The sequence below is a fragment of the Stenotrophomonas sp. T8 genome (assembly GCF_051853085.1).
In the GTDB taxonomy this organism is placed as follows: Bacteria; Pseudomonadota; Gammaproteobacteria; order Xanthomonadales; family Xanthomonadaceae; genus Stenotrophomonas; species Stenotrophomonas sepilia.
Genome location: NZ_CP195329.1, coordinates 467,440 through 479,451 on the forward strand (window position 1 = coordinate 467,440; position 12,012 = coordinate 479,451).

General features: G+C 68.2%; 5 protein-coding genes. All 5 read right to left on the reverse strand.

The window, feature by feature from the left end:
* Positions 1-409 precede the first annotated feature (409 nt).
* The 5 genes from ACSDHM_RS02105 to ACSDHM_RS02125 all read right to left on the reverse strand — a co-directional run bounded on the left by ACSDHM_RS02105 (position 410) and on the right by ACSDHM_RS02125 (position 11,891).
* The gene (locus ACSDHM_RS02105) at positions 410-3,649 is read right to left on the reverse strand and encodes an autotransporter family protein (protein ID WP_439426611.1); all 3,240 of its coding nucleotides are present in this window, start codon (positions 3,647-3,649) and stop codon (positions 410-412) included.
* A 263-nt stretch (positions 3,650-3,912) separates the two neighbouring features.
* On the reverse strand, positions 3,913-4,554 hold the full coding sequence (locus tag ACSDHM_RS02110) for a response regulator (RefSeq protein ID WP_049416983.1): 642 nt from the start codon (positions 4,552-4,554) through the stop codon (positions 3,913-3,915).
* Positions 4,551-7,778, reverse strand: coding sequence for a hybrid sensor histidine kinase/response regulator (locus tag ACSDHM_RS02115; protein ID WP_088496491.1), 3,228 nt, complete (start codon positions 7,776-7,778; stop codon positions 4,551-4,553). Before ACSDHM_RS02115 ends, ACSDHM_RS02110 begins: the two co-directional genes overlap by 4 nt.
* 121 nt (positions 7,779-7,899) lie before the next feature.
* A complete protein-coding gene (locus ACSDHM_RS02120) occupies positions 7,900-9,123 on the reverse strand; it encodes an EAL domain-containing response regulator (protein WP_088496492.1) in 1,224 nt (407 codons plus the stop codon).
* Positions 9,120-11,891, reverse strand: a complete 2,772-nt coding sequence (locus ACSDHM_RS02125; protein WP_088496493.1) for a response regulator — start codon at positions 11,889-11,891, stop codon at positions 9,120-9,122. Before ACSDHM_RS02125 ends, ACSDHM_RS02120 begins: the two co-directional genes overlap by 4 nt.
* Between the last annotated feature and the right edge of the window lie 121 nt (positions 11,892-12,012).

Consider the following 12,012-nt stretch of genomic DNA (forward strand, 5'->3'; position numbering starts at 1 on the left):
GCGGCGTGACGTTCGCCGGCACTTGTCCACAGCAAACTCCCATCGCTTTCCACGCCGCATGTGGAAAACCGTGCAGCTCCCCTGTAGCGCCGAGCCCACGCTCGGCTTGGGGGGCATCAGCCGAGCGTGGGCTCGGCTCTGCCAGGCTTGCCTGTGCAATGTGGACAAATTTTCACCACGCTTCGAAATGCTTGCGGTGCAATGCTCGCACCCACTTGTCCACACCAAATCCCAACCACTCTCCACGGCGGATGTGGAAAACCGCGCATGGGCGTGGACAAAAAAACGCCACTCCCTGAAACGCTTGATGCGTGGAGCTCACCGCCACTTGTCCACATCAAACTCCCATCGCTTTCCACGCGGCATGTGGAAAAAGTGCCCGGCACTCCCTTGCCGGACACTTCCCGCATCACCAGGTGTACGACACGCCCAGCTGGGCACCGACGTCGCGGAAGCCCATGCCGCCGCTCTGCCGGCTCACTTCGCCCCAGCCGCGCCAGCCGCCGGACAGATCCACCTGTACACCGGCCTTGGCTTCGTAGATGTCGCGCGGCAACTGCCGCTGCAGCCGTTCACCGTCCATCGCCAAGCCCGCGCCATTGCCGCCGGACCACCAGTTCACTGCCATGTACGGATGCACCTGGCCCTGCGCCGGGCTCAACCCGCGGCTGTAGAGGCGCAGGCCGAGGCGGGTGCTGGTCTCGTCACCACTGCGGTCTTCGACCACCGTGCCGTTGGCCTCGACCACGCGGTCGCTGTCATAGCGGCTGTGCACCACCTGCAGTTGCGGTTGCAGGTAGATGCCGCGCTGCGCGGTGCGCCGCAGGGGCAGCACATAGCCGGCTTCGGCCGATGCACTCCAGTTGCGGGCGTCATAACGTTCCTTCTGCAGGCCATCGCCCTGCACGCTGTTGCGGAAGCGGCCGTACTGCAGCCAACCATCCACATAGGCGCCGCCCTGCATGCGCGCATCCTGCAGCCACGTGGCATAGGCACCCACACTGGTGCCGGTGACCACGCCACGCGCGGTATAGCCGGTCACCTGCGAGCGGCTGTCATTGCGCGCGCGGCCGTGGCCGAGCATCGCACCTGCCTGCAGTTCGCCCGCGCCGCCCACCTCGAAGCGACGGCCGACGCCGACCAGCACGCTGCTGATCTGCCCATCGACCTGGATCTGGCGGCTGCGGTCGTGGCTGTCGGGCTGCGCGCTCCGAAGGTGCATCCAGGCCACGGCATCGCTGCTGGTGCCGGCCTCGGCGGCGGGGTCACCGGCGCGGTCGTGCAGGCTGTGCCGGAACATGCCCAGCGCGGCGCTGCGGTTGGCCAGGTAGGCCGCCGGTTCCGGGCGTTCCACCTGCGGGCGCGGTGGATCGATCGGCGGCTCCGGCGGCAACGGTGGATCGACCGGCGGTTCCGGCGGTGACGGTGGATCGACCGGCGGCTCCGGCGGCTGCGGCGGATCAATCGGCGGTTCCGGCGGATCGACGGGTGGCACGTATTCCGAACGCAGGTACCAGTTGCCATCATCCGGGGTCGACACGCCGCCCTTGAACAGGAAGTAGTCGTAGGCACCGGCGACCGCGCGTCCCTGCAGGCTGAACTGTGCATCGGACTGGCCGCCAACGGTGATCAGGCGGATACCCTCCTGCGTCAGTGCACCGGCACCGCCGGCATTGCGCACGCTCACGCTGGCAGTGCCGCTGCTGTTGCCACTGATGACCAGCTGGTCGCCCAGCGAAGTGTCGTCACCCAGTGCACGGTTGAAGATCCACTGACCACCGTTGCCCACATAGTCGCCGCTGACAGTGACGGTCTTGAAGCCGCTTGCCCCCGGGGCATCGAAGGCGATGGTGCCGGCGTGTTCGAGCGCGCCGACGCTGGAACTGGCACGCACGTTCCACTGGCTGCTGCCATCCAGCGCAAGCTGTGCGACCTGGTAGCCTGAGTTGTTGCGCAGGGCACCGCTGAACGTGGTGCCGTTGCCCAGCACCATGCGTAAGTCAGCCGTTGCGCTGTCGACCACCACGTCACCGCGCAGCGTGCTGGCGTCGGCGCTGAAGTCGATGCGGCTGGTCGCCACGCTGCTGCCATCGGTGAACACCGTGTCGCTGACCCGCAGCAGGCGCCCGCTGCCGTCGCCTGCGGTCACGTCGCTGCCATTGACGGTCAACGCATGGTTGCTGCCCTGCAGCCAGAACGCGGCGCCGCTGGCGGTCTCGATGTGGCTGTCATTGAAGGTGGCCCGGTTCCAGTACGGGCCGAACGCGGTCAGGTAGGAGCGGTAGCCACCACTGTTGCTGCCGGTCATGCGGATGTCCAGGCGATCGGCCTGGGTCAGCCGCGCGGTGTTCATGTGCACGATGCCGAACGCGTTCTCGCCGTCGCCGCGGATCGCAACGGTGTCGAGCAGCGCGGTGGCGGTGGAGCCACCGATGAACACGCCGCCACCCCCGTTGCCGCGCACGTCGATCACGTTGCCGGTGGCTTCAATGCGGCTGGCGGTGCTGCCGGTGGAACCGGTCACGCGTACGCCATAGGTCGTATCGCCGTGCGTGGTGATCCGGCCGCCCTGCACGGTGGCGACCCCGCCGGCGATCTCGACACCGTAGCCGTAGGTGTCGGTCCAGGTGTCGATGGTGCTGTCGGTCAGCTGCAGGCGCGACTCATCGCTGGCCAGCCAGAATCCGGAGTAGCCATCACGCACATCGAACGCGGCGTCGCGGGCGGTCAGCTGCCCCCAGCTGTTGATGTTCACGCCATAGCCGCCGACAGTGTAGAAGCTGCCGCCGTTGATCACTGCGCTGGAATAGGTCTTGCTGATGCGGCTGCCGAGCAGGCGCATGCTGCCACCCACCGAGTGCGCTTCCACGTTCTCCAGCAGCACGCTGCCACCACTGTCGATATCGAACCAGCCGCCTTCCATGTAGGTGTCATACAGCTCGGCGCGGCTGCCCGCGCCATCGACGGCAACGCCGGCGAGGATGCCACCGGGAGCGAGGGTGATGCGGCTGTTGCGGATCGTCAGCAGGCCCGCGCTGTCGGCGCGCAGACGGGCACCACCGTCGGCGCTCATCTGCAGATCGGCCAGGTGCAGTTCACTGCCCTTGCCGGACGCACCGGCCAGCGCCGCACCGGTACCTGTCACTGAAAGGCGGCCCCCGGTGTAACGGATCACGCCACCGTTGTAGGCCTGCACGCTGCCGAATCCGCTGCCGTTGCGCGTGGCATCGATATCGACATCGCGCGCATCGATCACGCTGCCGGCACCATTGGCATACAGTGCGTAGAAGCCCACGCCGGTAGCGGGTGCGATCGACAGGGTGGCACCGCGCAGCTGCACCTGGCCGCCACTGGCAGCAGACACGGCGCTGCCATTACCGGTCACGTTGATGCGGCTGCCGTCGATCAGTGCGCTGCTGCCAGCGCCGGTGACGGTCAGTGCGAAGCTGCCCGCGCCATGGGTGAGGACATCATCGGCACCCAGCTGCAGGTTGTTGCCATCGCTGACCTGCAGGGGCCCGGTCAGATCGGCGGCGTGGACTGGCAGTGCCGCCCACAGGGCGGTTGCCAGCAGGCTGGGAAGGAGGGGAGCAGGCGCGAGGCGCGCGCGCCCGGACGCTCGGCGGCGCCGAGTGGGGGAGGCGTACATGCTGTTGGACTTCCTGTGGCAGGGCGCAGCAGGGCTGCGCGGACTGGCGCGGCAGGGCCGCGTCGCTGCGGAAGCCACACGCGATGGCAGCTGCAGGCGCCATCGGGCTTCCGTCCCCCACGGCGACGCGGTTGCTGCCGGCAGGCGCACCATGGCGGGATGCGTCCAGCCTAGAAATCGGCACTGTCCTATGGAATCAGGCGTTTCCTAAAGCCGTCGCAGGCCCCCGCACGGGGCCTGCAGGATTCAGCCTGGAGTGGGCCTCAGGCGAACAACGAGGCCTGCAGGCAGTACTCGATCAGTGCCTGGTCACTGTCCACGCCGAGCTTGCGCATCGCACTGATCTTCTGCGTGCTGACCGTCTTGGCGCTGCGCTGCAGCTGGCGTGCGATGTCGCCCACGCTCATGCCGCCGGTAAACAGTCGGATCACTTCCAGTTCGCGCGGCGACAGGCGTGCACGGACCGCATCGGCATCGGCTGGTTCGCTCGCCGCGACCGGCAGCAGGCCCGGTGGCCGGTAGACGCGGTCGGCCAGCACCACGCGCAGGGCCTGTACCAGGCTGCCCAATCCATGGCTCTTGAGCACGACGCCGCCGGCGCCGGCGGCATACATGGCTGCAACCAACGACGGATTGGACACCATCGTCAGCACCAGCAGGCGCGTCTCCGGGAAGCTGCGGCGAAGGAACGAGATCAGCTTGATGCCGTCACCGAAGCGGTCGCCCCCCGGCATGCTGTAGTCGGTGATCACGACCTGCGGGCGGGTGCGGGTCATCAGTTCGATCAGCGTCGCCGGGTCGGCCGCCTCACCCACCACGTCCAGATCCAGTTCCCCGGCCAATACGTCGCGGATGCCGGCAAGCACGATCGGGTGGTCGTCGGCGATGAGGATCCGTGTGGTCATGGCAGGGTCGGGTCGTCAGGTGGGGAAGGGGAGGCCGCATCAAGCAGCGGATGCAACAGCTGTTCGAGGCGTCGCTGGAAGCGGGCAAGCGACGCCGCCTGGGTGGTCAGGTCATCGCCGCTCGCAAGGCTGTGCTCGATCTGCAGGCCGCTGTCCACCAGGGCGGGTGCGCCCACGATGACCAGTGCGCCACGGATGCGATGCAGTACCTGCACCACGCGCGCGGGATCGGCGCTGGCAATCGACTGGCGCAGGCTGTCCAGGTCGGCCTGCATGGTCTGCACGAACAACGCCTGCATCTTCGCGGGAACCTGCAGCGGGAGATCATCATCGCCCGTATCGGTGGATTCCGGTGCTTGCGGTGGCGCGGCAACCGCTGCATCGCCCCGGGTGATCTGGATCAGCAGGCGTTGCAGCGCTTCCAGCGTGATCGGCTTGACCAGCACGCCCTGCATGCCCGATTCCTGGCAGCGCTGGCGTTCGGCCGGGTCGGCATTGGCGGTGGCGCCGTGGATCGGCACGCTGACACCGCGCGCCCGCAAGGCGCGCGCCAGGCCATAGCCATCCAGCCCGGGCATGTTCAGGTCGGTCAGCACCAGCGCGAACTCGTCCTGATGCCAGTAGCCCAACGCTTCATTGCCGTCGCTGGCGACCACGGCGCGGCAGCCGAGCTGTTCCAGCTGGTCGCGCAGGATCGCCTGGTTGATCGGGTTGTCCTCGGCCACCAGCACCTGCAGGCCGAAACGGCGCGTCGCCGGCAGGCGCCCTTCGGCGCTGGCCGCCAGCGGCTGGCCACTGGCGGCAGCCAACGCGAGCACGATCGCGTCGAACCGGTGCAGGCCAACCTGCCAGGCGCCATCGATCTGCCGTGGCCGCACGCCGCCGTCGCGGCAGGCAACCGCACGCGGTCCATCCACCCACCCGGGCAACGCGTCGTCCAGGACCAGGTCGAGCAGCACGGTGGACGACGGCAAGCCCGCCGCGCTTTCATCGCGGTATACGCTGGCCAGGGCACCGCGCTGCTGCAGGCGCTCGCACAGCGATTGGACCAGCTCGCGCACACCGCCCCGCACCTGTACCTGCAGGCCCGCAGGCAACTGCGGCGCAGGAGATTGCTGCGGATCGGCCGGCGCCGGGGGCAGCGGCAGTTCTACGCTGAAGCTGCTGCCCAGGCCGCTCTCGCTGACCACGCGCAGCTGGCCTTCCATCAACGCCACAAGATGCGCGCAGATGGAAAGGCCCAGGCCGGTGCCGCGCATCGCATCGGTGCCCGGGTTGGCCTGGAAGAACGGCTCGAACAGGTGTGCCTGGTGCTCGCTGGCAATGCCGATGCCGGTATCGGCGACCTGCCACTGCAGCCAGCAGCGCTGCTCTTGCCAGCGTGCCGAGACGCGCACCACCACGCGTCCGCTGTCAGTGAACTTCAGCGCGTTGCTGATCAGGTTGTTGAGTATCTGGCGGATCCGTGCCGCATCACCGCACACCACGGACGGCACGTCGGCATCGATGCAGGCGTAGAACTGCAGCCCTTTGCTGGCGGCCGCGGCAGCATACGAGTCGAGCGCATCCTCGGTCAGATGCACTGGATCGAACGGGCTGGGTTCCAGGCTCAGTTGCCCGGCCTCGGCCTTGCTGACATCGAGGATGTCGCTGATCAGTTGCATCAGCGTCGAGGACGAACGCTGGATCGTCCCCAGGTAGTCCCGCTGACGCGCATCCAGTGGCGTGAGTCCGAGCAGTTCGAGGGTGCCGAGCACGCCGTACAGCGGCGTGCGGATCTCGTGGCTCATGGTGGCCAGGAACTGGCTCTTGGCCCGGTTGGCCTGGTCGGCGGCACGGCGCGCCTGCTGCAGCACCTGCTCGGCTTCGTGCTGGCTGCTGAGATCGATGAACAGACACAGCACCGCCGGCTCGCCGCGATAGCGCGCCGGCGTCGCGGTCACCAGCAGGTGGCGGCCTTCGGGCGTGGTGTAGGCCAGCCCATCGCCGAGCGTGGTGCCTCCAGCGGACAGCACGCTGCGCCGCCAAGGGCCATGCCAGCCTCCGCTGTGGTGGTCTTCGCCCAGCCAGCGGCGGGCGAGGGTGTTGTCCAGCAGCACATTGCCATCGGTACGGTGCAGCAGGCACAGCCCGATCGGCGCGTTGTCCAGGATGGTGCGGCTGAAGGCTTCGCTTTCCAGCAGCCGCGCGTGGTTGCTGCGCAGCGGCTCGATGACCGAACGCCGATACGCGCGCAGCACCAGCGTGCCACCCAGTGCCAGCAGCAGGGCCACCACGGTCGCACCGAGCAAGGGCCCCTGTGGGTGCTGGAACACCTGCCGCCAGCTGACGTGGTACACCGCCAGCCAGCCGCGCTCGCTGCGCATGCGGAACTGCAGGCCTGCAAGGCCAGCCTTCCAGGAGGTGCCAGCGTCACTGGCGTCTGCTGCATCGCCCAGCAGGCGCTGGCCATCGGCATCGAACAGCGACAGCCGCTGGAACACCGGAACACCCAGCACCTGCCGGTAGTCATCGACACGTGCCGGATCGAGCAGGCACGCCAGCGCGGCCTGCGAATCCTTGCCGTCCTCACCCCACAGGCGCGCATCCTGCGGGGTGTGGGCGATGGCGAGCAGCCAGGTCTGCCGGTCGCGCCACGGCACGCTTACCCAGGCGATGCCGCCGCGCTGCAGCGTGGGCCGCGTACCCAGTGCGCGGTGGATGTCGGCGATCGCCGGTCGCAGGTGATGCGGGCTGTTCTGGCTTGCATCGGTACCGACGGTCTGTACCGGTGCCAGCAGCCCGCGTGTGCCCTGGCCATCGACCAGCAGGCATTGCGGTGGTGGGTAGCGCGAAGCGGACCAGAACGTGCCGTAGAAGCGCAGGAACCGGTCGCCCAGCTCGGTCGGTGGCGAACGACCGGCCCCCTCGCTCCCGATCACCGCGAAGTTGGCATACAACGGACCGCGTTGCAGTTCCACGCTGGCATCGGCAACCGGCTGGCCTCGTACGCCGACATCATGCAGCCGCCACTGGCGCAGGAAGCGCTCCTGCTCGCGCAACGTACCGTCCAGGCGGCGGAAGTGGTACTCGATCTTGCTGCGCTCTTCGTTCAACAGTTGCGAGCCGGCCGACAGCAGCAGTCCGGCCTGCAGGGTCGCCAGCACCACCACGCCGATCAACAGGGCATGGACGCGGAGCGAGCGGCGAGCGAGTCGGCGTACAGGAGCGGCCTCGGCCGGCATGGCAGGTCTCAGGGCATGGGGCGGACATCGGCACCGGTGGCGGCGCGAAGTCCGCCGCTACTGCATAGACAGGATCATCAATGCCGCTTGATGTTTTTGTGAAGCCGTCGTGGAATCCGCGTCAGCGCAGGGCGGCCCGCGGTCTTTCGTCCAGTTGCGGTGCTTCCTCGTCCAGCAAACGGTTGAATTCGTCCGACGGCAGCGCCTGCGAGATCAGGAACCCCTGCACCTGGCTGCACCCTAACTGCCGCAGTGCGGCCAGGTCGGCATCACTTTCCACGCCCTCAGCCACGATGATCAGGCCCAGCTGGTTGGCCAGTGCGATCACCGTCGACAGGGTCAGGTGCAGGGCCGGGTCTCGGGCGCAGCCACTGACCAGCGCGCGGTCGATCTTGACCTCGGTGAAGGGGGTATTGACCAGGTTGTGGACCGAGCTCAGGCCCTGCCCGAAATCATCCTGGGCCAAGCCGAAGCCCTTCATGCGCAGCCGGCAGGCACCGGCATAGAAGTCGCTGACGTGCCGCGTGGTGCTGTTCTCCATCAGTTCGAAGCACAACTCGCCGGGCGTCCCGCCGTGGGCCAGGGTCAGCGCCAGCAGCTCATCGGGCAGGTCCGACTGCTCCAGCAGATGAGGCGGCAGGTTGATCGACACCGGTACCCGGAAGCCCTGCTTGCGCCAACGCGCCTGTGCGCTGATGCTGGCCTTGAGCATCATCCGCAGCAGGTCGCCCTCCAGCCCGTAGCGGCAGATCGCCGGCAGGAAGCTGCCGGCGGCCAGCGTGCCCAGCTGTGGGTGGCGCCAGCGCACCAGTGCTTCGGCCGCCACCACCCGTCCGGACTGCAGTGACTTCTTGGGTTGGAACCACGCCGTCAGGCTGCCATCGGCCATCGCCTGGCGCAGCTGCGACGCATCCGGTTCGGGGACTGCCGCTGCCGCGAGTGAGGGGGCCTTGTCGGTGGCCGGGCGCGCCTGCGCCAGCGCCTCGAACAGCGCGTCCACGTCGGCGGCCGCCACCGGCTTTGGCAGCAGGCCGATCACATCCAGCCCCAGCGATTCGGCCATCAGCCGTGCCGAGGTCATCATCCGCCGCGGGGCCGCGCTGACCACGGCAAGGCGCGGCGGGCGTGGTTGCGCCGCCAGTGCCTGGATGAACTGGATGCCGTCCTGCCCGGGCATCAGCAGGTCACTGACCACCAGGTCGTAGGGCTGGCAGGCACACAGTGCGATGGCGGCATCCACGTCTTCGCAGGCATCGACCTGGACACCGGCGCGGCTGCCGAACAGATTGGCCAGGAAACCACGCTGGAAGGGCTGGTCTTCCAGGATCAGGACGCGCTGGGTCATGCGGGGTCTCCTTGGCGCAGGGCGGTGAGCGCCTTGCGCAGGCGGGCGATGTCGACGGGTTTGCTGAGGTAGCCCTGCATGCCACTGGCCAGGCAGCGCTCGCGCTCCTCTGCGGTGGCATTGGCGGTGGCGCCGATCACCGGTACCGGGTTGCCGTCATCGCGCAGCTGGCGGGCCAGCGCGTGGCCGTCCATGCGCGGCATGTTGATATCGGTCACCACCAGATCGAAGCACTGCTCACGGCACCGCTGCAACGCTTCCATGCCATCCTGTGCCAGCTCCACGTCGCAGCCGAGGGTGCGCAGCTGCTCGGCCAGGATCACCCGGTTGATCGGGTTGTCCTCGACGGCCAGCACACGCAGGCCCAGAGGCATCGGTGGTGCCGTACGCGTGGCCACCGGCTGCGCTGCACGCTGGTGCTGCACGCTGGCCAGCGCCTTGCCGATCGCGGTCATGCTGTGCAGGGTCACCACCAGGCTGCCATCACCGGCAGTGATCGGCTGGTCACCGCCCTCGATCGAAGCCACCACGCGCGGGCCCGACCAGGCCAGCGGCATCCCGGCTTCGCCATCCATCAGGATCGCACCGTCATGGTCCAGCAACGCCGGGTCGCCAAGCAGGGGCTGCGCGTTGGCGCCCCAGCGACACAGCCAGCCACAGGCACTGTCGACCAGCTCGCGGTCGCGGCCGCGCACCAGGATCGGTGGTTCCGGCAGTAGTGTGGGGCCATCCTCGGCAGCGGCCAGCACCGGCAACGGCAGGCGGACGCTGAAGCTGCTGCCCAGCCCGGGTTCGCTCACCACCTGCAGCTCGCCGCTCATCAGACGTACCAGGCGGTCGCTGATGGACAGGCCCAGGCCGGTGCCCTGCGCGCTGGCTGCGCCGCGGACCTGGCGGAACGGTTCGAACAACCGCGCCTGTTCCTCCGCAGCGATGCCCACGCCGGTATCGGTCACCTGCCAGGCCAGCACGCTCGATTCAGCTTCGCGCTGCACCTGGCGCACGCGCAATACCACCCGGCCATGCTCGGTGAACTTGATTGCATTGCTGAGCAGGTTGCCCAGCACCTGGCGGATGCGGTCGGCATCACCGAGCACCCGTGTCGGCAGGCTCGGATCGGTACAGACCAGGATCTGCAGGCCCTTGCAGGTGGCCGACGCGGCGAAGCTGCGCAGCACGCTCTCGGTCAGCTCGCGCGGCGAGAATGCCGTCGGCTCCAGGCTGAGCTGGCCTGACTCGATCTTGGAAACATCCAGCACATCGCTGATCAACTGCAGCAGGACCGACGAGGAACTCTCGATGGTGCGCAGGTACTGCGACTGCCGGGCGTCCAGCGAGGTGTGCCCCAGCAGCTCCAGCGTGCCCAGCACGCCATACAGCGGGGTGCGGATCTCATGGCTCATGGTGGCCAGGAACGCGCTCTTGGCCTGGTTGGCCGCATCGGCGGCCTGGCGTGCCGACGACAGTGCGGCCTGTGCCTGGCGGTGCCGGGAAATATCATGGAAGACGCATAGCAGCACGTCATCGCCCTGGTAGCGGCAGGCCGCGTGCAGCACCTGCAGCTGGCGCCCATCGCGGGCGGTGAATTCAAGTCCACGCCCGCGTTCGCCGGCATGTCCGCGCCATGGTGCCTGCCAGTCGCTGTGTTCGCCTTCTTCGCCGAGCCAGTCGCGCAGCAGCTGGTTGGAGAGCAGCAACGCGCGGTCGCTGCGGCGCAGGACGCAGATGCCGACCGGCGCCATGTCGATCACCGTCGAACTGAAGTCCAGGTTCTCCAGCAGGCGGCGGTGCTGCTGCAGGGCCGGCTCGATCAGCTGGAGCTCCACGCGATGCCGTATCAGGCGCAGCGCAACACCGGCCAGCAGCAGCAAGAGCACGCAGACCAGCAGGGGCACGGCCAGGTCGCCCAGCAGCAGCTGTGGCGGCAGGTGGTAGACCAACCGCCAGCCGTCATTGCCGACACTTTTCACCAGCGCTACGCCGCGCGGCAGGCCGCCGCTCCACAACGTGCCGAAGCTGTCGTCCTGGCGCTCCCGCAGGGTCTTCCAGCCCGCACCATCCAGCCGCGGTGCCTGGCTGGATAATGCAGGCTGCCCAGCACGGTCGAGCAGCGCATAACCGCCAATGCCCTGGCCGTCGATCATGCTCGCCGCCGCCGCGCCATCGAGCAGCAGCACCAGCCACTGCGCCGGTTGGGGGCCCGCCTGTACCGGCTGCGCCAGCGCAACGCCACTGTCACCCGGCCGCAGCCAGTACACCGGGTCTGCACCCTCGAGGCTGCCGCTGCGTGCCTGCAGCGCACGCAGCGATGGCAGGTGCACCAGGTCGACGTCGACCTCGCCCCCGGCCAGCCAATGCGCGCCGTGTGCATCGATCAGCAGCAGGTGCGTCTGCAGTGCCTGCAGCGTGTGCTCAGCGCGCGCTGACAGCAGCAGCCGCTGGCCCGGCTGGCCACCGGGACCATCCAGCGGCAGCTGTCGCACGCCCTCGCTGTCTGCGGCCGGTGCATCCGGGTTGCCGGCCAGCACCGAATCACCCAGGTAGCGCAGCAGGGCTTCGCGCTGGTCGAAATAGATCTGTGCCTTGTAGGCCGCTGCATTCATCTCGCGGCGATGGGTCGAGATGTCTTCGGTGAATGCCGTGAGCAGGTAGAATCCGGCCGCGGCGGCCAGGCAGATGAAGACGCAGACGGTCAGGCAGCGCAGCAACACCGACGCGGTGGTTGATGGCACGGCCTGCTGCAGCGAAGGGCGGGGAAAGCGGAGCATGCAACGATGCTAGGGAGCGGCGCTGATGGCGCGGAATCAGCTGTTTCCTAAAATCCCCCGCTGGCCGGTCAGGCCGGAGCCTGCGCGTGGGTACCGTTCAGGCGGCAGAAAAGAGAACCCC